Annotated in this window: 25 protein-coding genes and 1 tRNA gene; 16 read left to right on the plus strand and 10 right to left on the minus strand. The window is 70.4% G+C overall.

Annotated elements, in window-relative coordinates; translation table 11 throughout:
* Window positions 1-101 precede the first annotated feature (101 nt).
* Together trxA and BKA15_RS24215 are read left to right on the plus strand one after the other, a co-directional pair.
* The gene (trxA, locus tag BKA15_RS24210; protein WP_179755150.1) at window positions 102-479 is read left to right on the plus strand and encodes a thioredoxin; all 378 of its coding nucleotides are present in this window, start codon (window positions 102-104) and stop codon (window positions 477-479) included.
* A 96-nt stretch (window positions 480-575) separates the two neighbouring features.
* Window positions 576-1,877 carry a hypothetical protein gene (locus tag BKA15_RS24215; RefSeq protein WP_179755152.1) on the plus strand — a complete coding sequence of 434 codons (1,302 nt, stop codon included), beginning with the start codon at window positions 576-578 and terminating at the stop codon, window positions 1,875-1,877.
* A 1-nt stretch (window position 1,878) separates the two neighbouring features.
* Here BKA15_RS24215 and BKA15_RS24220 read toward each other — a convergent pair whose 3' ends face one another.
* Window positions 1,879-2,910 carry a zinc-dependent alcohol dehydrogenase family protein gene (locus BKA15_RS24220; RefSeq protein ID WP_179755154.1) on the minus strand — a complete coding sequence of 344 codons (1,032 nt, stop codon included), beginning with the start codon at window positions 2,908-2,910 and terminating at the stop codon, window positions 1,879-1,881.
* Between the two features lie 93 nt (window positions 2,911-3,003).
* On the opposite strand from BKA15_RS24220, the gene BKA15_RS24225 reads away from it, so the two are divergent.
* Entirely contained in the window at window positions 3,004-3,924 is a 921-nt protein-coding gene (locus BKA15_RS24225) for a hypothetical protein (protein WP_179755156.1), read from the plus strand.
* Here BKA15_RS24225 and BKA15_RS24230 read toward each other — a convergent pair.
* A complete protein-coding gene (locus tag BKA15_RS24230) occupies window positions 3,897-4,448 on the minus strand; it encodes a hypothetical protein (protein ID WP_179755158.1) in 552 nt (183 codons plus the stop codon). The genes BKA15_RS24225 and BKA15_RS24230 overlap by 28 nt on opposite strands.
* A 94-nt stretch (window positions 4,449-4,542) precedes the next feature.
* On the opposite strand from BKA15_RS24230, the gene BKA15_RS24235 reads away from it, so the two are divergent.
* Window positions 4,543-5,013, plus strand: coding sequence for a GNAT family N-acetyltransferase (locus tag BKA15_RS24235; protein WP_179755160.1), 471 nt, complete (start codon window positions 4,543-4,545; stop codon window positions 5,011-5,013).
* On the opposite strand, the gene BKA15_RS24240 is transcribed toward BKA15_RS24235, so the two are convergent.
* The 3 genes from BKA15_RS24240 to BKA15_RS24250 all read right to left on the minus strand — a co-directional run bounded on the left by BKA15_RS24240 (window position 4,986) and on the right by BKA15_RS24250 (window position 8,203).
* The gene (locus BKA15_RS24240; protein ID WP_179755162.1) at window positions 4,986-5,528 is read right to left on the minus strand and encodes a MarR family winged helix-turn-helix transcriptional regulator; all 543 of its coding nucleotides are present in this window, start codon (window positions 5,526-5,528) and stop codon (window positions 4,986-4,988) included. The two genes, BKA15_RS24235 and BKA15_RS24240, sit on opposite strands and share 28 nt — an antisense overlap.
* A gap of 370 nt (window positions 5,529-5,898) precedes the next feature.
* The gene (locus tag BKA15_RS24245) at window positions 5,899-6,099 is read right to left on the minus strand and encodes a hypothetical protein (RefSeq protein ID WP_179755164.1); all 201 of its coding nucleotides are present in this window, start codon (window positions 6,097-6,099) and stop codon (window positions 5,899-5,901) included.
* A 112-nt stretch (window positions 6,100-6,211) separates the two neighbouring features.
* The gene (locus BKA15_RS24250) at window positions 6,212-8,203 is read right to left on the minus strand and encodes a glycoside hydrolase family 2 protein (RefSeq protein ID WP_179755166.1); all 1,992 of its coding nucleotides are present in this window, start codon (window positions 8,201-8,203) and stop codon (window positions 6,212-6,214) included.
* A 100-nt stretch (window positions 8,204-8,303) separates the two neighbouring features.
* Here BKA15_RS24250 and BKA15_RS24255 point away from each other — a divergent pair, with 100 nt between their 5' ends.
* Entirely contained in the window at window positions 8,304-9,290 is a 987-nt protein-coding gene (locus tag BKA15_RS24255) for a Rossmann-fold NAD(P)-binding domain-containing protein (RefSeq protein WP_179755168.1), read from the plus strand.
* 45 nt (window positions 9,291-9,335) lie between these two features.
* Here the strand turns inward: BKA15_RS24255 and BKA15_RS24260 are convergent, their stop codons facing one another.
* Complete coding sequence (locus BKA15_RS24260) at window positions 9,336-9,764, minus strand: GNAT family N-acetyltransferase (protein ID WP_218871554.1); 429 nt, start codon at window positions 9,762-9,764, stop codon at window positions 9,336-9,338.
* A gap of 103 nt (window positions 9,765-9,867) precedes the next feature.
* Here BKA15_RS24260 and BKA15_RS24265 point away from each other — a divergent pair, with 103 nt between their 5' ends.
* Window positions 9,868-10,458: a DUF4396 domain-containing protein gene (locus BKA15_RS24265; RefSeq protein WP_179755172.1), complete on the plus strand. Its 591-nt coding sequence runs from the start codon at window positions 9,868-9,870 to the stop codon at window positions 10,456-10,458.
* Complete coding sequence (locus tag BKA15_RS24270) at window positions 10,455-10,928, plus strand: GNAT family N-acetyltransferase (protein WP_179755174.1); 474 nt, start codon at window positions 10,455-10,457, stop codon at window positions 10,926-10,928. Before BKA15_RS24265 ends, BKA15_RS24270 begins: the two co-directional genes overlap by 4 nt.
* On the opposite strand, the gene BKA15_RS24275 is transcribed toward BKA15_RS24270, so the two are convergent.
* Window positions 10,900-11,433, minus strand: a complete 534-nt coding sequence (locus tag BKA15_RS24275) for a TetR/AcrR family transcriptional regulator (RefSeq protein WP_179755176.1) — start codon at window positions 11,431-11,433, stop codon at window positions 10,900-10,902. The two genes, BKA15_RS24270 and BKA15_RS24275, sit on opposite strands and share 29 nt — an antisense overlap.
* Window positions 11,434-11,496: 63 nt before the next feature.
* Between BKA15_RS24275 and BKA15_RS24280 the strand changes: the two genes are divergently transcribed.
* Window positions 11,497-12,912 carry an alpha/beta fold hydrolase gene (locus BKA15_RS24280; RefSeq protein WP_179755178.1) on the plus strand — a complete coding sequence of 472 codons (1,416 nt, stop codon included), beginning with the start codon at window positions 11,497-11,499 and terminating at the stop codon, window positions 12,910-12,912.
* Here BKA15_RS24280 and BKA15_RS24285 read toward each other — a convergent pair.
* The gene (locus BKA15_RS24285) at window positions 12,812-13,363 is read right to left on the minus strand and encodes a hypothetical protein (protein WP_179755180.1); all 552 of its coding nucleotides are present in this window, start codon (window positions 13,361-13,363) and stop codon (window positions 12,812-12,814) included. The two genes, BKA15_RS24280 and BKA15_RS24285, sit on opposite strands and share 101 nt — an antisense overlap.
* 237 nt (window positions 13,364-13,600) lie before the next feature.
* Here BKA15_RS24285 and BKA15_RS24290 point away from each other — a divergent pair, with 237 nt between their 5' ends.
* The 7 genes from BKA15_RS24290 (at window position 13,601) to BKA15_RS24320 (ending at window position 20,515) form a co-directional block, all read left to right on the plus strand.
* Window positions 13,601-14,749, plus strand: coding sequence for a tyrosine-type recombinase/integrase (locus BKA15_RS24290; RefSeq protein ID WP_179755182.1), 1,149 nt, complete (start codon window positions 13,601-13,603; stop codon window positions 14,747-14,749).
* Between the two features lie 417 nt (window positions 14,750-15,166).
* The gene (locus BKA15_RS24295) at window positions 15,167-15,358 is read left to right on the plus strand and encodes a helix-turn-helix transcriptional regulator (protein ID WP_179755184.1); all 192 of its coding nucleotides are present in this window, start codon (window positions 15,167-15,169) and stop codon (window positions 15,356-15,358) included.
* Window positions 15,359-15,548: 190 nt separating this feature from the next.
* Window positions 15,549-15,812 carry a hypothetical protein gene (locus BKA15_RS24300; protein WP_179755186.1) on the plus strand — a complete coding sequence of 88 codons (264 nt, stop codon included), beginning with the start codon at window positions 15,549-15,551 and terminating at the stop codon, window positions 15,810-15,812.
* Window positions 15,805-18,024, plus strand: coding sequence for an AAA family ATPase (locus tag BKA15_RS24305; protein ID WP_179755188.1), 2,220 nt, complete (start codon window positions 15,805-15,807; stop codon window positions 18,022-18,024). Before BKA15_RS24300 ends, BKA15_RS24305 begins: the two co-directional genes overlap by 8 nt.
* 495 nt (window positions 18,025-18,519) lie before the next feature.
* Window positions 18,520-18,792, plus strand: coding sequence for a hypothetical protein (locus BKA15_RS24310; RefSeq protein ID WP_179755190.1), 273 nt, complete (start codon window positions 18,520-18,522; stop codon window positions 18,790-18,792).
* Window positions 18,789-19,487 carry a hypothetical protein gene (locus BKA15_RS24315; RefSeq protein ID WP_179755192.1) on the plus strand — a complete coding sequence of 233 codons (699 nt, stop codon included), beginning with the start codon at window positions 18,789-18,791 and terminating at the stop codon, window positions 19,485-19,487. The genes BKA15_RS24310 and BKA15_RS24315 overlap by 4 nt, the downstream gene beginning before the upstream one ends.
* Before the next feature lie 176 nt (window positions 19,488-19,663).
* Entirely contained in the window at window positions 19,664-20,515 is an 852-nt protein-coding gene (locus tag BKA15_RS24320) for a phage major capsid protein (RefSeq protein ID WP_218871555.1), read from the plus strand.
* A gap of 425 nt (window positions 20,516-20,940) precedes the next feature.
* Here the strand turns inward: BKA15_RS24320 and BKA15_RS24325 are convergent, their stop codons facing one another.
* Together BKA15_RS24325 and BKA15_RS24330 are read right to left on the minus strand one after the other, a co-directional pair.
* Window positions 20,941-21,327 (minus strand): hypothetical protein, encoded by a 387-nt coding sequence (locus BKA15_RS24325; protein ID WP_179755194.1) that lies wholly within the window; start codon window positions 21,325-21,327, stop codon window positions 20,941-20,943.
* A gap of 505 nt (window positions 21,328-21,832) precedes the next feature.
* Window positions 21,833-21,907: transfer RNA gene (locus BKA15_RS24330), tRNA-Arg, on the minus strand.
* Window positions 21,908-22,021: 114 nt separating this feature from the next.
* On the opposite strand from BKA15_RS24330, the gene BKA15_RS24335 reads away from it, so the two are divergent.
* Window positions 22,022-22,462 carry a nitroreductase family deazaflavin-dependent oxidoreductase gene (locus BKA15_RS24335; protein ID WP_179755196.1) on the plus strand — a complete coding sequence of 147 codons (441 nt, stop codon included), beginning with the start codon at window positions 22,022-22,024 and terminating at the stop codon, window positions 22,460-22,462.
* The last annotated feature ends 17 nt before the right edge of the window (window positions 22,463-22,479 follow it).

Raw genomic sequence — 22,479 nt, forward strand, 5'->3', positions numbered from 1 at the left:
GGGGCTTCCGGGCCCCGGAATAGTCCGGCCCCCGCCGGGCGTTACAGCCGGCGACAAGGGATTCATCACAACCGCTGCCGTCAGGGCAGCCAGGAGAAGACATGGCAACGATCGAACTCAACTCTGACCAGTTCGAGAAGACGATCTCCGACAACGACATCGTGTTGGTCGACTTCTGGGCCGAATGGTGCCCGCCGTGCAAGCGGTTCGGCCCGGTCTTCGAGGCCGAGTCCGAGAGTCACTCCGACATCGTGTTCGCCAAGCTGGACACCGACGCCAACCAGGCCCTGAGCGGCCAGCTCGGCGTCTCCAGCATCCCGACCCTGATGGCGTTCCGGGAGGGCGTGCTGGTGTTCAACCAGGCCGGCGCTCTGCAGGCCCCGCAGCTGAAGCAGGTCGTGGACGCGGTGAAGGGTCTCGACATGGAGAAGGTGCACGCCGAGGTCGCGAAGCTGAAGGAAGAGCACGGCGAGGCCTGAGCCCCGTGTTCGACGCCCCGGCGCTTGGTGATTAGGTGCCGGGGCTTCCGTCACCCTGCCGTCGGGTCCCGGACGCGATCCTGATAGAAGTTGATCATGACCACGACGGCGCCGCTGGCGCTGGCCACGTTCCGCGTCGACGCCACCCCGCCGGTCGGCAGCCAGATGGCGTACCGGCAGGTCGGGGCGACCGACGAACTCTCGCTCAGCTGCCGCGGCGTCGTGCTGCTCGGCGCCGAGGCCCCGATCGTGTTGTGTGCGGTGGACTGGATCGGCATCGGCAACGAGGGTCACGACGCGTTCCGGGACCGACTCGCCGCGGCCGCCGGCACCACGCCGGACCGGGTCGCCGTGCACACGCTGCACCAGCACGACGCACCGGCCTGTGACTTCTCGGCCGAGCGGATCCTGATCGAGGCCGGCCGCGACCCCGGTCGCTGGGACGGAGCGCTGGCCCGCCGGGTGCTCGACGACGCCACGGCCGCGATCACCGAGGCGCTGGTCGACCCGGTCCCGGTCAGTCACCTTGGCTGGGGTACGGCGAGCGTCGAGCGGGTCGCCTCGAACCGGCGGATCCTCGGCGACGACGGGCGGGTCCGGGCGATGCGGATGACCAAGACGGTCGAGCCCGAGCTACGCGCCGAGCCGGAGGGCGTGATCGATCCCGAGGTCAGCCTGGTCACGTTCTTCGACGGCGAGCGCCCGGTCGCCCTGCTCAGCTACTACGCCTGCCATCCGCAGAGCTACTACCTGACCGAGACGCCGAGCCCGGACTTCCCCGGCATCGCCCGCTTCCTGCGCGGCCAGTCGGTGCCGGGCGCGCTGCACGTCCACTTCAACGGCGCCGGCGGCAACATCGGCGCCGGGAAGTACAACGACGGCGACCCGGAGAACCGGGTCGTGCTGGCCGGTCGGCTGGCCGACGGGCTGCGCCGGGCCTGGGTGGCGACCGAGCGGACCCCGATCACGGCGGCCGACGTCGGCTGGCGTACCGAACCGGTACGGCTGCCGGCCGCCGAACACCTGGACGAGCCGAGCCTGCTGGAGTTGATCAACGCCGGGCGCGGCGACGCGTTCCTGTCCGGCGCCGACCGGCTGGGCTGGCTGCGCCGGTCCCAGGCCGGCCGCGCGATCGACCTGCAGCTGCTCCGGGCCGGCCGGGTCCGGCTGCTGCACCTGCCCGGCGAGGCGTTCGTCGAGTACCAGCTGGCGGCCAAGGCGATGCGGCCCGACCTTGCGGTCGGGGTTGCGGCGTACGGCGACTACGGGCCCGGCTACATCGGCACCGCGCGGGCGTACGACGAGGGCGGCTACGAGACCAGCGAACGGGCCAGCAACGTCAGCCCGGACGCCGAGGCCGAGCTGCTCCGGGCGATCACGGAGTTGTTGAAGGACTGACTCAGGCCGCGGGGTCGGCCACCGTGATCCCGTGGCTGCCCGGCCGGTCCATCGCCCGCAACGCCTCGCCGGCGCCGGCCAGGCCGGTCCGGTTCATGATCAACTTCCCCGGGTCGACCGCGCCCGACGTGATCAACTCCAGCATCGCCGGATAGTCCGCCGCCGGCATCCCGTGCGAGCCGAGCACGGCCAGTTCCCAGGCGATCACCCGGTCCATCGGCAGCGGCGGCGTCGCCTGATCACCGAGCAACAGGCCGACCTGCACGTGCCGGCCGCGGCGCCGCAGCGAGGAGACCGCCGCGACCGCGGCGGCGGGCGAGCCGGCGCAGTCCAACGTAAGATGGGCGCCGCCGAGTTCCATGATCGACTTCGGTACGTCCAGCGAGGCCGGGTCCATGATCGTCTCGGCGCCGAACCGGGTGGCCAGCTCGCGCGCAGCCGGGGCCGGGTCGACGGCGATCACCCGGGCGCCTAGGGCGCGGGCGATCATGATCGCGGACAGGCCGGCACCGCCGCAGCCGAACACCGCCACCCACTGGCCCGCAGCGAGTCCGCCCTGCGCGGTGAGCGCGTGATAGGCGGTGGCGAACCGGCAGCCGAGTGCCGCCGCCGCGGCGAAACCGAGCGAGCCCGGCAGCCGGACCAGATTGAGGTCGGCCGCGGCCACCGGCACCAGCTCGGCGAACGAACCCCAGCCGGTGAACCCGGGCTGGGTCTGCTCCGGGCACACCTGCGCCTGACCGTCGGCACAGTAGGAGCAGTTCCCACAGCCGTTGACGAACGGCGCCGTCACCCGGTCGCCGACCGCCCAGCGCCGGACCCGGTCGCCGGCCGCGGCGACGACGCCGGCGAACTCGTGGCCGCCGACGTGCGGCAGCCGGACCGGGTCGTGGCCCTGCCAGGCATGCCAGTCGGACCGGCAGACCCCGGTCGCCGCCACTCGGATGATCACGCCGTCCGGCGGGCAGTCCGGCTCCGGGACGTCACGGACCACCGGCGGCCCGCCGACCTCGTCGTAGACCAGGGCCCTCATCGGTGGGGGATCCCGCCCGGGCGCAGCAGTTGCACGCGGTCACGGTAACCGAGGCTGACGGAACTGTCGGTGCGGGGCTCTACAGTCCTGCCCATGATCACCGAGGAGATGATCGACCGGGCCGGACACTTCGTGATCAGCAACGGCCGACTGGTCGAGCGACGGCTCTGGCAACTCGTCCGCGGTCCAGCCGAGCCGGCCATCGGCCACGCGGTGCTGGCCGCGCTGGACGGCTACCGCAACCCCGACGGCGGCCTCGGCCACGGGCTCGAGGCCGACGTGCAGGCCCCGGACAGCCAGCCGGTCGCGGTCGACTTCGCGCTGGGCGTGATCGACCAGGTGCTCGACCTGGTCGACGACGCGGAAGTCCGCGAACATGCGCGCGACTTCGGGGCCCGGACGCTGCCGTACCTGGAAGCGGTGGCGGCGCCGAACGGCGCCCTGCCGATCGTGCTGCCCACGGTCAAGGACCATCCGCACGCCGAACACTGGGACAGCGAGGCGTTCCCGCTCGGGCTCAATCCGACCGGCGGGATCGTGGTCCGGCTGCGCCGGCTCGGCCTGACCTCCGACTGGCTCAACCGGGCCGAGGCCTGCTGCCGTACCGAGGTCGAACGGTCACTGGCCGAGCCCGACCTCGGCGGGCACACCGCGCTCAACATCGCGGCGTTCCTCGCCGGCAGTGACGACCGCGGCTGGGCGGACGAGCAGTTCGCGGTCCTGGCCGGCCGGCTCGACACGCTGTCGCACTTCCACCTCTACCCGGGGCCGGGGTACGGCGTGACGCCGCTGCAGTTCGCGTCGACCCCGGACGCGCCGGCCCGGGGGCTGTTCCCCGACGACCCGATCGCGGCACACCTGCGTGCCCTCGCCGAGGGGCAGCAGGAGGACGGCGGCTGGCCGATCACCTGGCAGCCGCCCGGTGTGGTGGCCGAACTGGCCTGGCGCGGTGTGGTGACCGTCGACGCGGTCCGGACGCTGCTGGCCTACTCGTCCGGCCGGTCGGACGGATAGCTCCGCCGCGGGCTCACCGGGTCGCCCCGGTGCCGGCCCTGGTCCTCAGCCGCGTCGGCTCGCGCCTGCGGCGGCTTCTCGGACGGTGCGGGTCCGGTATCGCGACCGGATTCGCGACCATCACGACCGGATTCGTGGCCGGGCTCCGCGGCACCTGCGGCGTCCAGGCGCTCGATGGCTTCGGCCTGCCTGCGGTCGGCCTCGGTCTGGCGGGTCTCCGCGGTACGGTCGCGGCGCTCGGCTTCGACCTCGGCCCGGTCGGCCTCGGCCCGGGCCTGCTCGGCGTCGGCCCGGGCCTGGTTGGCCGCCGCGCGCTCGTGGGCGGCGTCGGCGCGGTCGGCCTTCGCCGCGAGCTGGGATTGGCTGCCCGCGTCCCGGAGTGCGGTGGCGCGATCCTGGTCACGACCCAGTTGCTCCTCCTTCGCCCGGGCCCGGGTCCGCATCACCACGGAGATGACGATGAGAGCGAGGACGATCAGGACGACGAGACCGAGGACCGGTAGGAGCCATGCGGTGGGGTCCATCGGAACCCTCCTTCAGAAGGTACTGCGTGTCGGAGTGTTGTGTCGCCGCCGACGTACCCGTACCTGCGCGGGCCGAAACCCGTAGTCTCAGCGCATGAGGATTCGCCGGGCCGCCGAGACCGATCTCGGGGAGCTGCAGCGGGCGATCTTCACCGACATGAGCCTGGCCGAGCTGCGGGCGGCCGACGAACGGTTCAACCGCCCGCCGGACTCGCTCCACATCGTCGCCGAGAACGACGACGGGGAGATCGTCGCCAGCTGCAATCTGATCCGGGAGACCCATCGGATGCGGCGGCACCGGGCCGAACTCGGCGGGTTCGTGATCGTCCCGGCCGAACGCGGGTCGGGGCTGGCCCGGCGGATGATCGACTATCTGGCCCGGTATGCCAGGCGGGAGTGGGACGTGTCGATCCTCGACGTGGCCTGCCGGGGCGGCACCGCCGCCGAGCGCGCCTACCGCGGGCTGGGCTTCACCGAGTGGGCCCGGCTGCCGGGCGGCTATCTCGACTACGACGCGATCTATGACGAGGTGCGGCTCTACCGGCCCGTCCCGCCCTTGGACTGAGCGCCGTTCCGGCGCTTGCGGGGCGCTGCCGACCGCGGCGGCTGGGCCCGCAGGTGGTCACGCACCCGGCCCATGATCTCGCCGAGCCGGCCCAGGTCCTGGCCGGACAGCGGCTCGAACAGCAGCCGGCGGACCACCTCGATGTGACCTGGCAGGGCCCGGTTGACCAGGGCGACGCCCTTCCTGGTGATCGTGACCAGGGTGCCGCGCTCGTCGTCGGGGCTCGGTTCGCGGGTGATCAGCCCGGCCTTCTCCAGCAGTCCCGCCTGGTACGTCAGCCCGCTGCGGCTGTAGCCGACGCCGTCGGCGAGTGCGGTCATCGTCAGCTTCCCGTCGGCCGCCGCGAGGCTGCTCAGCACCTGGAACTGGACCGTGCTCAGTCCGACGCTCCGCAGCTGCTGCTCCACCTGGTGCTGCAACAGGGTGACGGCCTCCATGAGCGCGAGGTACGTGCCCAGGCGCTGGGGATCGGGCGTTCCGACGTCGCCGCCGAGGTCGATCAGTGAGCCGGTCATCGCGGGCCAGCCTACCTGCTTCGACTTCGAAGCATGTGGCCGAGGTTGCTCCCCAATTGCCGGCCGAGCTCGGTGATCACGCCGGACACGTCGAGATTCGGCGCGTCCGGGAGGCAAACCGAGAAATGGATCCCGCATGATGCCGGCTCGGGTCGCGGCGGCCGGCCGGGATCGCCTTCATGATCATTTCCTGGCGCCAGGTGGTGCCGTCCCGACGGGCGGCTGCGCGGCGTGGTCAGCTACGCCCCTCGGTGCCGATGATCAGGATCGCTGCCCCGGCGGCAGCGCCGCGACCCTCGAACACCTGCTGCGTGACCTCCTGAGGAGACCGTGCGGCTCGTCGTCCTGGTCGCCGGCGGCGGCCACGTCGTCAGCAGCGCCACCCGGTCCGGACCGGGCCGGGCGCGGAGTTCGTACCGAACGTGTCTTCGGGTGACCCGACACCGCGCATTCGCCGAACCGGTGGCCCGTCGTCGACGGCCACGATCCGGTGATCGGCGCCGCCGAGCGACCACCGACCGAGCTTGCCGCCGTCGCTCGTCCGGTAGCACTCCTCGATCCCACCGGCCACTTGCGTCCCACCCCACCACACTTCTTGGCTCTTTACGCGAGAAACATCTCGCGGGAAGCGACAGTTTTTCACGTAACGTGAAAAACCGGCAGGGCGTGGGCGGCAGGGGAAGTCAGGCGGACCAGGGCGGCGGTTGGGCGGCCCGGAACGTGTCGTACACGACTCTCGGGGTGTCGCCGTCCCAGCGCAGCATTCCCATGTAGGAAAGGCCGTTCAGGTTCATGTTGTAGTTCCGGCGCTGCTTGTAGTCCTTGAGCAACCAGAACGCGTAGCCGGCGACATAGGGTTTCGCGACCACCTGGTCCCAGTGGGCCTGGAAGTAGGCGGCGTGGTGCTCCTCGGTGCCGGCCTCGGCCGGGTCGCCGTGGTTGCCCCAGAAGGACCAGGTGCCGTTCTCGGTGATCACGATCGGCTTGCCGGGGTGGTTGGCGTGCACCTGATCAAGGGTCGGCGTGAGGTCCTCGGACTTGCCGTAGAAATAGCCGAAGTACTCGTTGAAGCCGACCACGTCGGCCAGGTCGAACGCCTCGTCCCAGCTGGTCGCCGAGGCCCAGGTGACCGGGCGGCCGGCCAGGTCGATCGCCTTCACCGCATCCCGCATCTGGGCCAGCCAGGTCCGGTAGGTCGGCGTGTTCGGCGTGCACTCGTTCTGCAGGCCCCACATGATCACCGACGGGTGGTTGTGGTTGTGCCAGGCGGTCGCCGCGGCGAGGGCGGCGGACAGGCCGTACTCGAGCTGGATCGCCTGCTGGGCTTCGGAGATCCACATCGTGTCCCACTCGTCCAGCTGCAGGACGCCGTTGCGGTCGGCCCAGTCCGTGACGTACGGGTGCCGCTGGTAGACCGCGTTCCGGAGCAGATTGGCGCCCAGCTGCTTGGCGTGGCCGAGTTCATGATCATATTCGGCCCGGGTCAGCGACCGGCCGCTCCGGTCGGTCTCCTCATGCCAGTTGTAACCCTTGAGGAAGATCGGCTTCCCGTTCAGCAGAAGTTGATCTTGGCCGACCGTGACCGTACGCCGTCCGTACGTCGACGACAGGGTGTCGGTGACCGGGCGGCCGGCGGTCCCGGTGATCGTGGCGGTCGCGCGCAGCACGACCGGGTTCGCCGGACTCCACTCCGGCGCCCGGGGGATCGGCAGCTTCGCCGCGGGTACGGCGACGCCGCCGGCCGGCACCTCGACCGGCACCGTGACCGGGCGGCCGCCGGTGCGCCGGCCGGGATCGATGATGATCTTGCCGCGGAACGGACGGTCGCCGTGGTTCTCGATCACCGCGCGGGCGTCCAGGGTCGGGCCGTCGGCATTCAGCAGCAGCTTCGCCACCGTCACCTCCGGCACGGCTTCGAGCCAGAGCGACCGGGTCAGCCCCGCGTACGGCCAGTAGTCGACCGGCCCGGACGGCAGCGCCCGGTCGTCGGCGATCGGCTGGCCGGTCCCGTCGTAGCTGGTGTAGGTGGCGGCCCGGTGCACCCGGATCGCGATCGTCGCGGTCCGGCCCGGTCGCAGCGCAGCGCCGTCGACCGGCAGCGCGAACGGCGTGTGACCGCCCTCGTGGCTGCCGAGCCAGGTGCCGTTCAGCCAGGCGTCGGCCCGGTAGAACGCGCCGAGGAACGCGAGCCGCACTTGCCGGTTCCGCCAGCCGGCGGGGATCTCGACCCTGGTCCGGTACCAGCCGTCGCCGTCGATCAGGCTGCCGCCCTTGCCGAAGTCGGCGCCGTCGTAGCCGGCCCAGCCGTCGTTGTCGCGGAGGTCCCAGGACGACGGGACGGCGATCGTGCCCCAGTCGTCGTCGTCGAAGCCGGGCTGCTGCCAGCCGGCCGCTTCGCCGGCGCCGTCGCGGTCGTACGCGAACTTCCAGCGGCCGTCCAGGTCGAGGTAGTCGCGGGTCGGTTCGTGCGTCGTCCAGCCGTCGAGGGCCGGCAGGACGGTGCCGTAGCTGAACACGACCACGGTGTCGTCGATCGTGCGGAGTTCGGTGCCCGAGGGCTCGCGGTCGGAGCCTGGCTCGGCTCGTGCGGTGTGCGGGAGCGTCGAGGCCAGCGCGGTGAGACCGGCGCCGGCGATCAGGGCCCGACGACGCAGTCGGGCTGGCGGCCAAGACATGTGTTAACGCTAACATCGGGCCGGAGGTCGAGCCAGGGCCAATTTCTGCTGCGGGCGAAGTGGCTGGCCCCGGCGCTGCCGTACCCGCTGGAATGAACTCATGAGCAAAGTCCTGATTCTCGGCGGTACGGCCTGGCTGGGCCGTGAACTGGCCCGGCAGGCGGCGGCCCGCGGCGACGAGGTGGTCTGCCTGGCCCGCGGCGCCGGCGGCGGTGTCCCCGCCGGCGCGCAGTTGATCAAGGCCGACCGGGAACGGCCGGACGCCTACGATCAGGTCGCCGCGACGGACTGGGACCTGGTGATCGACGTCAGCCGGCAGCCCGGTCAGGTGCGCGGCGCCGTCCGGGCGATGGCGGAGCGGGCCGGGCACTGGGTGTTCGTCTCCACCTGCTCCGTGTACGCCGATCATTCCCGGCCCGGCGTCGACGAGTCCGACGGCCTGCTGCCCGCGCTGGAGGGCGACGTGGCCAGGGTCGAGCAGTACGGCGAGGGCAAGGTCGCCTGCGAGCAGGCCTGCCTCGACGCGCTCGGCGACCGGGTCGTGCTGGCCCGGGTCGGCCTGATCGGCGGCGGCGGCGACGAGAGTGACCGGTTCGGCTACTGGCCCGGCCGGTTCGCCCGGGATGCCGGGCCGGTGCTGGTCCCCGACGCGGCGGACCAGACCACCCAGACCATCGACGTCGGTGACCTGGCGGCCTGGCTGCTGCTGGCCGGCGACGAGCGGCTGTCCGGGCCGTACAACGTGCTGGGCGAGGAGGTCCCGTTCGGCGAGGTGCTCGAGCTGGCCCGCGCTGCCGCCGGGTTCGCCGGCGAGGTCGTGCCGGCGCCGGGGGAGTGGCTGCAGGAGCAGGGCGTCGAGCCGTGGATGGGGCCGCGCTCGCTGCCGCTGTGGCTGCCCGGCGCCGACTACGCCGGGTTCATGTCCCGCAGTGTCGAGCGGGCGGTCGCCGACGGCCTGACCCGGCGGCCGCCGGCCGAGACGGTCGAGCAGGCGCTCGCCGAGGAGCGTGAGCGCGGCCTGGACCGGGACCGGAAGGCCGGGCTCACCCCCGCCGAGGAGCAGGAGTTGCTGGCCGCGCTGGGCTGACCCGACCTCGCGGAGCGGCCCGACGAGACGTGCAGGTTCCACTGGTCAGGCGGCAGGGTCTCGGTCAGTGCCGTCGCTGCCGGTCCGGGTCGGGTAGAGCCTGATGCCGGGCCGCTCGACGTGCGGGAAGGACCGGTAGAACCCGAGCGAGTCCGGCTCGCTGAGCAGATCGATCCGCGCTCCGCCCGCCAGCCGCAGGGCCTCGGTCACCAGCGACCGCCCGATCCCGGCGCCGCGGCGGTCCCGGTCGACCGCGAGCAGGGCCAGGAAGGCCTGCAGTTCGCCGTCGCTGAACAACTGGGCGAAGCCGAGCACCGTACCCTCCTCGACGGCGACCACCGTGGTCACGCCGGGGGCGGTCAGCACTCGTACCGCGCGCTCGGGGTCGGCCGGGAACGACGGCCAGCCCTCCGCCTCGCAGAGCCGGATCACGCCGTCGAGGTGGGAGCGGTCGAACCGCGGCAGGGTGATCACCCGTCGATCCTGTGCGGCGTGAGGTCGGCGCACAATGGGTACGCCTTCTCGGGGACCGACATTCCAGTGCCCGGGAGGACCTGTGGCCGACAGCGTGAACGTCATGGCCGTCAGCGCGACGCTGCACTGTCTGACCGGCTGTGCCATCGGTGAGATCACCGGCCTCCTGATCGGTACGGCCGCCGGCTGGCCGAACGTGCCGACGATCGCGATCTCGGTCGCGCTGGCGTTCTGCTTCGGCTATCTGCTGTCCACGCTGCCGCTGCTCAAGGCCGGCCTCGCCGTCGGGGCCGCCCTGCGGCTCGTGCTGGCGGCCGACACCGCCTCGATCGCCACGATGGAACTCGTCGACAACCTGGTGATGGTGATCATCCCCGGCGCGATGGAAGCCGGGCTGGTGAACATCGTCTTCTGGGTCGGGATGATGATCGCGTTCGCCGCGGCCTTCGTTGCCGCGTTCCCGGTCAATCGATTCCTGCTCCGGCGCGGCAAGGGGCACGCGCTGATCCACGGGCATCACGAGGCCTCCGCCGGCGAGGGTGCTCGCCGGTTCATCCCGTCCTTCCGTACCGGTGCGCTCGTCGCGGTGCTGGTCGCCTTCATGCTGGGCGGCCTGATCGTCTCGATCGCCGACGAGTTCGGCGGCAGCGGTGATCATGCGGCACAGCCCACGAACGCAGGAGTTCACTCATGACGACCCGCTTCCGCCCTGCCGAGCCTGGCGAGGCTCCGGAGCTGGAGGATCTCCAGTCCCGGTCCGCGTCGCACTGGGGCTACCCGGCGGGTTACTTCGACTGGGCCGGCGATGCGCGGAAGATCTCGGAGTCGTACGTCTGCGACAACCGGGTCCAGGTGCTCGTCGACGACGGCGGCCGGAGGCTCGGGTTCTACAGCTTCACCGAGAACGAGGACGGCCTGCTGCTGGACCGGATGTTTCTCGACGCCGACCAGATCGGCCGCGGCCTGGGGCGGCAGTTGTGGCAGCACGCCGTGCAGACGGCGCGCGAACTCGGGGTGTCGGAGTTCCGGATCGCCGCCGACCCCAACGCCGGGCCCTTCTACGAGGCGATGGGCGCGCGCTGGTACGGCTCGCGGCCGACCCAGGAACCGACCTGGACGATACAGCTGTATCGCTTCAGTGTGCCGGGACGCCCAGGCGGGTGAAGACGCGCTCGACGGCCTGGGGCTCGAGCGGATCGAGGCCGAGCACGGCGCCGAGATAGAGCCCGTCGCCGACCAGCCGGATGATGTCGGCCTGCACCGGATCGTCGACCTCGGCGCGGAGCGCGTCGCTCCAGACGCTGAAGACCTCCTGCACCAGGTCGCGGGTCTGTCGGCTCACCTCGATCCCGCTGCGCAGGGCGCTGAACACGGCCCAGTAGTGCTCGGCCTCGACACTGCCGGGCAGCGAGGTCTCGAGAAACGTCCGCACCACCCCGTCCTGCGCGGCCCGCTCGACGTTCGCCGCCGTGAACTCGCGCAGCCGCTCGGCGAGCCCTTCGATCAGCGCGGACTTGGACGGGAAGTGGTAGAGCAGCCCGCCCTTGGAGACCTCGGCCAGCTCGGCCACCGCGTCCAGGGTCAGCTGACCCGCGCCGCGCTCGACCAGGATCTGCTTCGCCGCGTCGAGCAACCGGGCTCGAGTCGCCTCCGATCGCCTTGTTGCCATCGCCCCTCCTCCTGATTTACTGTACCGTCCAGACGGTATAGTAACAGAGGGGAAGTGATGGTGATGAGGAACGTCTCCGTTCGAGGCGGCCACGTGGTGGTCGACGAGTTGGTGCCGGCCGAGTCCGGTCCGGCCGTGTTGTTGGTGGCCGGCACCGGCTGTTCGCTGGATTTCTGGCGGCGGGATCTGTGTGAGGCGCTCGTCGCGGCCGGGCTGCGGGTGATCCGGTTCGACCAGCGCGACACCGGCGGCGCGTCGTCCGATCCGGCCGGCGCGCCGACGTACGGCCTTCCCGATCTGGTCGAGGACGCCGTCGCGGTGCTCGATGCGCTGGACGTACGGCAGGCGCACTGGGTCGGTTTCTCCCAGGGCGGCTGGGTGGCCCAGCTCGCCGCTCTGGATCACCCGCAACGGGTCGCGTCCCTGACGCTGGTCGCCTCCCGGCCGGTCGCCCACGGCCCGAACGACCCCGATCTGCCCGAGGTATCCGATGTCCTGCTGGCCGCCTTCGCCGAGGCGCTACCCGCGCCGGACTCGGCCGACCGGGACGGCTGGGTCCGGTATTTGGTGGATGGTGAACGGCCGTTCGCGAGTACGACAGCGCGGTTCGACGTCGAGGACGCCCGGGCCCTGGCGGCGACGGTCTTCGAGCGGACCGCAGATCTCGAGGCGATGCTGACGAACCATCCCGTGGCGCCGCAGGGCGATCGCTGGCGGGAGCGGCTCGGTGAGATCGACGTACCCGTCGCCGTCGTCCACGGCAAGGACGATCCGCTGTTCCCGCCGGGCAACGGCGAGGCGCTGGCCCGGGAACTCCCGGCCGCCCGGCTGCACCTCGTCGCCGGGATGGGCCACGAACTGCCCCGGCGGGTCCGCCCCGGTGTCGCCGCGGTGATCATCGACACCGTCGATCGCGGTGAGGCCCGGCGGGACCCGGCACCGATCGACGCGGTCGCCGAGCGCCATCTCGGTGGCGACCACCTCGACACGCTGCCGTTCACCGAGGTGCGGCGCAGCGCGATCCACGGTCGCGGCCTCTTCGCGACCGCCTCCCGGCCGGCCGGGACCCTGCTCGGCGAGCTCGATGGCCAAGTCGTCGACGCGGCGGCCCACCCGGACGTCGTCGACGCACTGGAGTGGAACGCGTTGAACCCGACGACCCTGCTGGTGCGGCCGATCCGGACCAGCTACGGCTTCCTCAATCACAGCGATCAGCCGAACGTGATCATCGACCCGGATGGCCGGCGGCTCCGGGCCGGGAAGCCGATCGCGCCGGGAGACGAGTTGACCATCGACTACCTGGCTCAGCCGGTGCCGGAGAGCTACCTGCGCTCCGACGAGGCGCGGCGGCTTCGTACGGCGGAGAAACAGAGCGTGCTCAGCGCTCGCCGCCACCACTGCGCAGGTAGTACCAACGGCCCTGGTACGGGTAGAAGATCAGAGTTCGGTACGGGGGATCCGGCTTCGACGCTGTCGTGAACGGGACGTCGAACGATCCGACCACCATCCCGGGATAGGACGGCCGGAACCGTACGCCCGCGAGCTCAGCCTGCAGCCTCGGGACGCGGGCCCGAACCTCGGCACGAATCTCGGCGAGTCTCTCGGGCTTTGCCATCGCGCCGCCGTGCTGTCGGATGCAACCGTCGTTGCCGAAGCAGGTGAGGGCCCACACCTCGTCCGGGTCGCCGCCGCGGACCGCCTCGGCGAACGCGACTGCGGCCTTGTCCGGAGTACTGAGGTCCGCTCGCGGCGCGCCGCCGAACCGGGGCACCACGAAGATCACGACCAACACGATCACCGCGACCAGGACCACCGCAACGCCGCCGACCAGAAGCGCGATCGGAGCGCCGTTCGGCTTCTTCCGCGGTGCCGTAGCAGGCCGCGGCGGCTGCCGGCGCGGATCCGGCGGTCCGGGAGTAGGGCTGCTCATGGCTCCTCCTCGGTGGCGAGGCATGGCGAATCCGTACGGCGGAGAAAAATCGGCGCCCCCGCAGGATTCGAACCTTACCGCAAGGGGTAGCCGGGATCCCTTGCAGGTAACGGCATTCGCCTTACAGGTAAGGGATTCTAGCGATCCGGCCGCGTGTCTGACGTGGACAGAAATGGACGAAAAGGTAGTCTCGTATTGCACGGTATCGACACGCGATGCCGAGAGGGAGGCCCCGGGATGGCGACGAGCCGCAAGCGGAAGCAACGAAAGCAACGGGAGCCGTGGGGGCGAGTGCGGGAACTCCCGTCTGGCCGGCACCAGGCGTCCTACGTGTACGAGGGCGCGACCCACAAGGCGACCTCGACCTTCGACACATTGCTGGACGCGCGAGCCTGGCTGACGGCCGAACGGTCGTTGATCGACCGGGGGCTGTGGGTCCCCCTGGCCCGGCGGAACGCGACCGGGCTGCGGACGCTGGCCAGCTACGCGGAGGCCTGGTTCGCGGGTCGGGAGTTGAAGCCGCGCACCCGCAGGCACTACCGGGGCATCCTGGACCGGAGAATCATTCCGGACCTTGGTGATCATGAAATGGATAAGGTCACCCCGGCGGATGTCCGGGCCTGGTACGCCACCCTGGACCCGACCGAGAAGACCGCGCGGGCCCATGCCTACAGCCTGCTGAAGACGATCTTCGCGACGGCGATTGATGAGGAAGTGATCACCATCGCCAACCCGTGCCGGATCAAGGCCGCCGGGCAGTCAAAGCGGCAGCGCAAGATCAAGCCTGCCTCCCTCGGTGAGCTTGAGGCCATCGTTACTGCGCTGCCGGACAAGTGGGGACTAATGATCATGTTCGCTTCATGGTGCGCGCTCCGGTTCGGCGAGCTGACCGAGCTGCGCCGTAGCGATCTTGATCTGAAGTCGGGGACCGGCGTGATCATGGTGACCAGGGGCGTGACCTGGGCTGGGAGCCCGGCCGAGCCGATCGTTGGCCCGCCGAAGTCTGATGCCGGGGTGCGGGACGTGGACATCCCGCCGCACCTGCTGCCGATGATCAAGGCGCACCTCAAGGACTGGGCGCAATGGGGCAAGGACGGGCTGCTGTTCCCGTCGCCGCGCCTGGGAAATCAGCTTCAGCACGGGTCGTTCTACAAGACCTGGGACGACGCCAGGAAGGCCGCAGGACGGCCTGATCTGCGGTTCCACGACCTGAGGCACACCGGGGCCGTACTCGCCGCTCAGAGTGGCGCTACCCTCGCCGAATTGATGGCGCGGTTGGGCCATTCCACCCCGGCGATGGCGATGCGGTATCAGCACGTGGCCGAGGGTCGGGGTGCTGAGATCGCCCGCCTGCTGTCGGCGAAGGTGACGGGGGCGACGGCATGACCGACGATCATCAGGAAGTTGATCTTGGTCGCCCCACGAATCCTGAGGCCGTGTTGTTAGCTCGGTGCGGAGAGTGTTTCCGCCCTGTTGCGCACCTGGTCGTGCCGCCGGAAACCGAGCGCACCCTCGCGGCTGTGGTTGAGGCCGGGGAGTGGGTGGCGGTACGGCGGCAAGGGTGCAAGTGTGCCGGTCCGCTGCCCATGATCGATGATCTTGAAACGGACATCAGACGCGCCCTTCGGCGAGGGCTGTATGGTCAGCCCACCAGTGCACCCGTGACCATCCGCGTCTAGACAGAAGTGGACCAGCTGTGTAGCGTGGCCGTCAGAACTTGATCAACAAGCTCCCTCGGTCGGCCACGCGCGGTGGACAAGTGCGGTGCAGAGCGGCCGCCTCTTTCTGAGAGGCGGTTTCGCTATGCCCGCACGTCGGTATCTGAGCCTGTCCGAGGCTGCCGAGTATCTGGGAATCAACGTCCGCACCCTGCGGCGTGCCATCGCCGATGGGCGTATTGACGGCTACCGAATCGGTGATCGAATCGTTCGTGTTGATCTTGATCAAATTGAGCAGTCGCTGTTGATCAAGATCCCGACGGCTGTGGGTCGGTGATCATGATTTCGCCACCTAGGAGAAGAGTCGGCCCCAGCGCATCGAGCACTGGGGCCGCCCCTCACCGAAAGAGTGATCAACATAGGAGTTCAGACTCCGCTGTCACCCTAGCACCGGGGTACGGGTCCGGCGAGGGCTCGCGCGAAGCGGGGTCGGCGTGACCGGGTTCAAGATCAGATGGTCGGCCACGGTGGCCGAGATGCTCGGCGCGAAGGCGATCACGGCCGATGCCGACATTCCCGACGATGCCCCGGAGGTGCTGAAGCAGGGGCTCGCGTATCGGAAGATCGTCAACACGGGCGATCCCTGCCCCGGTTGCGGGGTCCGGGTGGCTCCGCCGACCCGCGCCGAGTTGCGGCAGGCCCAGCGGAGCCGCGTGTTGATCATGTCTGACGTGCATCATGCGCGTGATTGTCCGGGATCGCTGCGGGGATTCGGGGGTCGCGGTGAGTGAGGCGGCGACCGTCCCGATCGGTGATGATCATGAGTCCGATGCGGCCCTTGAGGCGGTCCGCGAGTTGATCAAGGCCGGGGCCCCGGTGTTCTTGGCTCGCCCGGCGATGCGGTACCGCAGCTGGGACCCCGGCGGGGGCGATGGCGGGACCGGCTACCGGCTCCCGCCCGGCTGGCAGGCGACCGAGCCGGACCTCTCGGTCCTCGATCGATGGCAACCGGGGGACGCGCTGGCCATGGTCGGCGGGGTGCTGTTCGACGTGATCGACACCGACCGGCAGCACGACGGCGAGGCGGCCCGTGATCAACTTCGGGCGGCCGGACTGTGGCCGACCACATACGGCACCGTTGCCACGCCCTCGGGTGGCCTGCATGAGTACGTCACGCCGCTCGGGATCGGGAAGGACAACGGCGGTGCGGTCGGCCCGGGGATTGACCTGGTCGGCGGCCTGCCGGATGGGTCCGGCCGGGGGTTTGTATTCCTGCCGCCGACCAGTCGACTGTCCAAGATCACCGGGGAGGTCCGGCGGTATCGGTGGACCGAGCCCCTGGTGCTGGGCGAGGGTGCCGGGGACGATAGCGGGGCCGCGCTGGCGGAGCGGGTCCGGGCCGCCCGTGGGCGGCCCGTAACGCCCGATCAGGGGCACTCGGGGGTGTCGGCGGTGCTGTCGCTGCCGGTGAGCCCGGCCGTGTCGCTGTCGGCCGACCAGCGGACCCGGGCACGCCTGTACGTCGAGGCGGCGATCAAGGGGATCAAGGCCGAGCTCGCGGCGTCGGCGGGGTGGCCCGAGGGGCACCGGGATGATCATGGGCGCGGGTGGGAGAGGATGCAGGCCGACGCGGCGCTGCGGCTGGCATCGCTGGCGCGGGCGGACTGGAACGATCTGGACCTCGGCGCGGCGAAGGCGGCGTTCATGTCCGCCGCGCCGACCAGCGGCCGGTGGACCGTCCGTGATGTTGATCAGAAGTGGACCTCGCAGGCCCGGCGGGCGACCGAGGCGCGGATGCCAGACCTCGCCGAGTTGGTGATCGGCGACGGGGTCCCGGTTGTGACCGGTGATCAGGTTCCGATCGCGACGTTGGCGACGGCCGACGTTCAGGGCGAGGCAGGGGAGGACACGGCTCAGGACTACGAGACGAGGGTCGCGAGAGAGGCGGCCCGTATCCGGATTCGCCGCGATGCCCGCCGGATCGTTGATGCCGAGGATCAGCCTCCTGCGCCGCCGTTCGACATCGGTACCCTCGCCGAGATCCTGGCCCGCCCCGAGGAGCCACCGGCCCGGATTGATCAACTAATGCCGTGGGAAGGGTCCCTGCTGATCGCGGCGCAGCGCAAGACCGGGAAGTCAACTCTGGTGCTGAACATCGCTCGGAGTTTGATCACCGGCGAGCCGCTGCTAGGTAGGTTCCAGGTCCGACCGGTGTCGGGAACCGTCGCCCTTCTGAACTTCGAGGTATCGGGCACGCAGGTTGCACGGTGGGCGGACGAAGTCGGGGTGCCGCGTGATCAGCTTCATCTGGTCAACCTGCGCGGTCGGCGGAATCCGTTCATCGAGCCCGAAGACCTGGAACGTCTTGCCCGCGAGCTACGCGGCCGTGAGGTCGAAACCCTGATCGTTGATCCGTTCGGTCGCGCCTATCCGGATACCGACCAGGAGCACCCTGGCCCGGTCCAACGCTGGCTGGTGCAGCTTGATCAATTCGCCCGTGCCGATGTCGGCGCGCGGGATGTGATCTTGACGACCCACACCGGATGGAATGGCGAACGAACCCGTGGCAGTTCGGCCCAGGAGGACTGGGCGGATTCCATCCTGACCATGGTCAAGGACGATCCACCGGATGGCGACGGAGCCCGGTACCTGCGCGCGATCGGCCGCGATGTTGATCTTGACGAGGAGCGGCTCGACTACGACTCGGACTCCCGGCAGCTAACCATGAGCGGGGCCGGTGGTCGGCGCAAGGCTCGCGCGTCCGAGAAGGTCGCCGCGATGATCCCGGTGATCGAGAGGGTGGTCGCCGACAGCCCGGGAATCACGACTCGCTACCTCCGCGACGCGGCTCGCCGGGTGGCGGGCGAGGGGTGTCGCAACGGCGACATCGACAGTGCGATCAAGCGCGCCGAAGAGCTAGGAAACATCCGGGTCGAATCCGGCGGACCAGGCCGTCCAACGCATCACTACCCGGTCCAGGAGGCGAGTCCCGATGTCGTTTAACCAGCGTGTGCCCGGGTGTGCCCGAGTGTGCCCGGGGCACGGTGGTGGTGGTGTGCCCCGTGCCTGTATAGGGGCACACCACCCACGGCACACCCGGGCCGGGGTGCGATCAGTGAAATCGGGGCACACCACACCCCAGCCCGGGAAGGCCCACGGTGGATCTGCACTTGCCAACAGCCGCACGGACCCCTCCTGGCGAGCCGGGTCCGGTTCATGATCACCTATGTAAATTCCCCATCCGGAACCTTCGGTCTGGGCAGAAAATTCGCTATGCCCAAGGGGGCGACGACGGGCCCGGGGGAGGGGATGGGGCCCCACATGATCACCCGCAGCCTGGGGCCGGGCACGTGGCGAGCGCGGCTGTTAGCGACCCGAACCCCGCGCGGGTCGGGATCGCCGGGAACCCCGACACCGATCGACCTGATCGCGGGAGCCGTTGCCCGTGATCATGAAGCCCAATCGAACACAAGACACAACCGGAAGTAGGAGCATCGAATGAAGATCAAGATCGGATTGACTGTCGCCGACCAACGCCGCGCGTTGAATGTGATCAGCGCGTACCTACGCGAGGACGGACCGGCGATGCAGGCCGCGCTTCAGGACGCGTTGACTGCCGATCGCGCGGGCGAGTTGCTGCTGTCGGTGCCGCACGTCCTCAAGCAGGCGTTCCCGGAGATGGGAGGCCGGGAGTTCGCGGTCTGGCTGAAGCAGTCCACGCTGGCCGCCGTCCGCGCCGAGCATGATCACGAACCGGGGGACGCAGCATGACCGACACCGATACCGACGCCGCCGACACCGCTGCGGCCCCTGGCCGCCGTGCCGGGCCCGGGGTTGCCCAGGACACCGGGGAGCGGGCGACAGGCCCGCAGCGGGGCGCTGACGGCCGCGCAGCGGCACCCCCGGCCAACCAAGGGGGGCCGGGTGGCGAGCAGCCCCCGGCCCTGCGCGACGCCGGGCGGCCGCACGACCCCCCGGGGTCATCGGATGAGGAGGGGGATCGTGACGACCGGCAGGGGGATGGTGATCGTGACGCCCGGCAGGGGGATGGTGATCATGACCCCCGGCCGGATCGCGAGGCGGCCCGGTACCGGCGACAACTCCGGGAGGTGGAGAGCGAGCGCGACGGGCTCCGGGCGCAACTCGACCAGACCCGCCGGGACATGATCACGAACCAGCCGTTGACCCATCGGCCCGAGACTGGTGGGGTGCAGCGGCTGTCCAACCCGGCCGACCTGTTTGAGTACGGCGATGTTGATCTTGGCGCGCTGTTCCCGGAGGGGCGGTTCGACGCCGAGGCCCTCGCGGCGAGGCTGGCCGACTTGTACCGGGAGCGGCCGCGCCTGTTCGAACGGGACCGGATCGCCCCGGTGATCAAGGCCGAGGGCAAGACTCCCGGCCCGGGCAGGGCGTCGGCTACGACTTGGAAGGACGCCCTGGATCGGGCCATGCAGGCCGCCGACTAGCGGCATTGCAATGTAGGGTGCTGGTTGATCATTCGGGTACCGGCCGTGCCGGACCGATCATGATCACGAAGGCCCCAGGTTGGGCAGCACGGTAAGGCCAGCGGCCGCCGCGCGGAGATTCATTCCGTGTAGGCGGCCGTTCGCGTTCTCGCGGGCCGCCGGAGAGCAAGCCCAACATGCCTATGTACACCGCCGACGCCGCCCAGGCGTGGCTCCCGCAAGACATCGGTGATCTTGTCACTCGCCCGGTCACCCAGGAATCCGTCGCGATCACGGCCGCCGGATCGATCCGCGCGTCCGAGGACGCCAACTCCTACCGGGTGCCCCTGGTCGCCGCCGACCCGACCGCCGCCTGGACGGCCGAGGGTGCCGAGATCACCGCGACCGATGCCCAATTTGACGAGGTCGCCGACACCTTTCACAAGCTCGCCGGGCTGACGATCATCAGCCGGGAGTTGGCCGAGGACACTTCCCCCGACGCCGCCCAACAGGTCGGGTTCGGTCTGGCCCGCGACATCGCCCGCAAGCTCGATGCCGCCTTCTTCGGCAGCCGTGGCGCGTCCACGTTGCAGCCCCTCGGGCTGGCCGACCTGACCGGGACCAACACGATCGACGCCGGAGCCGCCTGGGGTAACGCCGATCCGTTCACCGAGGCTGTCTATGCCGCCGAGGGCGAGGGGGCCGCGCTGTCCGCGTTCGTGGCCAACCCGGTTGACGCGCTGGCCCTGTCCTCGATCAAGGAGCAGACCGGTTCCAACAAGGCCCTGTTGCAGCCCGACGCCACCCAGGCCAACCGGCGGCTGGTGGCCGGTGTCCCGTTGCTGACCAGCCCGGCGGTCGCACCCGGCACCGTGTGGGGCATCCCGGGCGCCGGACGGGTGGTGATCGTGATCCGCGACGATGTCCGGCTCGAGATCAGCCGCGAGGCCTACTTTTCCTCCGACCGGGTCGGGGTCAAGGCGACCTTGCGCGCAACGTTCCTATACCCGCACGAGCTCGCGATCCAGGAGATCAGCCTTACCCCCTGAATCGTGATCATGGACCCGGTCGGCACAGTTGGTGATCTTGCGTCTCGGCGGCGGCGCGTTCCACCGCCGCCGGGACCGACCGCGCCGGGTGTCCTACTCGCCGACGCGTCAGCCGTGGACCCGGGCGGCGTGTCCAGCGCCGCCGTGGCCAGCACTGACCCCGGGCCCGCCCATGATCACCGCCTGCGCCATGGTCACCGGACCATGGTCAAGGCCGCACCGGGGGCGAGGCGTGGGATCGATCCGGCCGACCGCCGGGGCCCCCGATCACCCTTCTCGACTGCGGCTCCGGCAGGCGTTCATGATCAACACGATCCCGCGCCCCCGATCTGCCGGTTCGGCGTCGGCTGACCACAAGCAAAGGCCCGCAGGCCGCGACCACCCGGCCGCGAGCCTGCGGGCCCGTGTTGACCAGACCTAGTTGATCATGCCCCCGCCGCAATCCGCCCCAACCGCAGCGACGCCCGATAGGCGACAGTGGCCAATGCCTCGGCCTCCCCGGCCGTGAGTCGGACCGCGTCGGCGCTGACCTCGATCACGGGCGGCAGCAGTTCCACCCGTCCGACCTCGCCGAACTCATCGGCGATGATCACCACCCGGACCGCCAGGCCATCGGCACCGGACACGGTCCCGACCTCCAACTCGTGGCGTCGGTTTACCGCATCATGATTCCCGACCGTGTACGGGTGGCCCGGCTCGCCTAGACACCACCACGGACACGGCACCGTGGCGGCCCGCTGTCGGCCGTCAGTGTCTCGGTAGGTGTCCAGGGCGTGATTGCGCGCGGGTTTGTCAATAGGCTCGTTGGCCATGATCGACTCCTAGTTGTGTAGGTGTTCGGTCTAGGCCCGGGCCGGTGTTGACGCACCGGCTCGGGCCGCTTGGCTGTGACCCTAGATCGGCAGCGCGGCGGCGGCTAGCGACGGTTCAGAACGTGGGCTGCGGGCCGCAGGGCGGGCCCGTGGCGAACCGGCGAGTCGGGGCCGGGACCCGGGCCAACCTCGCCGACCACGGAGCCCGCTACGCCGGGCGCTCGTTCGCCCGCCCGCAGCCGTGGCCGATTGGCCGCTTGAGGGGATCGTCCCGGGTCGGCGGCGCTGCCCGCGAGCACCCGCCCACAACCCACGGCGGCCCCGTGGTGAACCCAAGCCCGGGACACCGCCCTGGTCAGCGTCCGGGCGTGTCTCGCGGCCGCGCTTGTCGGCGGCCCCGGCCATTGACCGGCCGACCCGGGCCGCTGAAGGCGTCGCGTATTGCACATATGTTGCACGCGACCGTGAGATTTGCGCCGATTCGGCCTCTGACTAGGCCGAACAGTGGCGCCCCCGGCAGGATTCGAACCTGCGCACAAGGTTTAGGAAACCTCTGCTCTATCCCCTGAGCTACGGGGGCGTGACGCGGCAACGCTACCCCGGTCCGGCGCGGTCGGGCCAGTTGAAACCTCCGGCTCACCCAGCGTGCCGAGTCGCTAGGAATATCGAAGGGGCTAGGCCGGTTGTCGCAGATATGCCTTTGAATGGACACTACGAACCCAGCCCGTCGGACTTCGCCCGGAAGCAGGTCGACCTCTACGAGTCGTCCGGAGGCCGGGCGGGCACCACGAACCGGGGCCGCCCGGTGGTCGTGCTGACCACGCTGGGGGCGAAGAGCGGGAAGGTTCGCAAGACGCCGCTGCAGCGGGTCGAGCACGACGGCGAGTACGCGGTGGTGGCCTCCCTGGGCGGGGCGCCGAAGCCGCCGAAGTGGTACTACAACGTGCTGGCCCACCCCGAGGTCGAACTGCAGGACGGCCCGGTCAAGAAGGACTACCGGGCTCGTGAGGTGACGGGCGAGGAGCGGGCCGTGTGGTGGGACCGTGCGGTCGAGTCGTGGCCCGACTACGCGAACTACCAGACCAAGACCGACCGCGAGATCCAGGTCTTCGTCCTGACGCCGGTCGCGGCCTGACCAGGGGCCATGTGGCG

The sequence above is a fragment of the Microlunatus parietis genome, assembly GCF_013407955.1.
Taxonomy (GTDB): domain Bacteria; phylum Actinomycetota; class Actinomycetes; order Propionibacteriales; family Propionibacteriaceae; genus Microlunatus; species Microlunatus parietis.

Coding starts and splice junctions, on each gene's coding strand:
- BKA15_RS24295 (WP_179755184.1), top strand. CDS start 15,167: ATGCCCGCACGTCGGTATCTGAGCCTGTCCGAGGCTGCCGAGTATCTG.
- BKA15_RS24255 (WP_179755168.1), top strand. CDS start 8,304: ATGAGCAAAGTCCTGATTCTCGGCGGTACGGCCTGGCTGGGCCGTGAA.
- BKA15_RS24250 (WP_179755166.1), bottom strand. CDS start 8,203: ATGTCTTGGCCGCCAGCCCGACTGCGTCGTCGGGCCCTGATCGCCGGC.
- BKA15_RS24220 (WP_179755154.1), bottom strand. CDS start 2,910: ATGAGGGCCCTGGTCTACGACGAGGTCGGCGGGCCGCCGGTGGTCCGT.
- BKA15_RS24240 (WP_179755162.1), bottom strand. CDS start 5,528: ATGACCGGCTCACTGATCGACCTCGGCGGCGACGTCGGAACGCCCGAT.
- BKA15_RS24335 (WP_179755196.1), top strand. CDS start 22,022: ATGCCTTTGAATGGACACTACGAACCCAGCCCGTCGGACTTCGCCCGG.
- BKA15_RS24310 (WP_179755190.1), top strand. CDS start 18,520: ATGAAGATCAAGATCGGATTGACTGTCGCCGACCAACGCCGCGCGTTG.
- BKA15_RS24315 (WP_179755192.1), top strand. CDS start 18,789: ATGACCGACACCGATACCGACGCCGCCGACACCGCTGCGGCCCCTGGC.
- BKA15_RS24270 (WP_179755174.1), top strand. CDS start 10,455: ATGACGACCCGCTTCCGCCCTGCCGAGCCTGGCGAGGCTCCGGAGCTG.
- BKA15_RS24235 (WP_179755160.1), top strand. CDS start 4,543: ATGAGGATTCGCCGGGCCGCCGAGACCGATCTCGGGGAGCTGCAGCGG.
- trxA (WP_179755150.1), top strand. CDS start 102: ATGGCAACGATCGAACTCAACTCTGACCAGTTCGAGAAGACGATCTCC.
- BKA15_RS24230 (WP_179755158.1), bottom strand. CDS start 4,448: ATGGACCCCACCGCATGGCTCCTACCGGTCCTCGGTCTCGTCGTCCTG.
- BKA15_RS24280 (WP_179755178.1), top strand. CDS start 11,497: ATGAGGAACGTCTCCGTTCGAGGCGGCCACGTGGTGGTCGACGAGTTG.
- BKA15_RS24215 (WP_179755152.1), top strand. CDS start 576: ATGACCACGACGGCGCCGCTGGCGCTGGCCACGTTCCGCGTCGACGCC.
- BKA15_RS24290 (WP_179755182.1), top strand. CDS start 13,601: ATGGCGACGAGCCGCAAGCGGAAGCAACGAAAGCAACGGGAGCCGTGG.
- BKA15_RS24285 (WP_179755180.1), bottom strand. CDS start 13,363: ATGAGCAGCCCTACTCCCGGACCGCCGGATCCGCGCCGGCAGCCGCCG.
- BKA15_RS24320 (WP_218871555.1), top strand. CDS start 19,664: ATGCCTATGTACACCGCCGACGCCGCCCAGGCGTGGCTCCCGCAAGAC.
- BKA15_RS24275 (WP_179755176.1), bottom strand. CDS start 11,433: ATGGCAACAAGGCGATCGGAGGCGACTCGAGCCCGGTTGCTCGACGCG.
- BKA15_RS24325 (WP_179755194.1), bottom strand. CDS start 21,327: ATGGCCAACGAGCCTATTGACAAACCCGCGCGCAATCACGCCCTGGAC.
- BKA15_RS24225 (WP_179755156.1), top strand. CDS start 3,004: ATGATCACCGAGGAGATGATCGACCGGGCCGGACACTTCGTGATCAGC.
- BKA15_RS24265 (WP_179755172.1), top strand. CDS start 9,868: ATGGCCGTCAGCGCGACGCTGCACTGTCTGACCGGCTGTGCCATCGGT.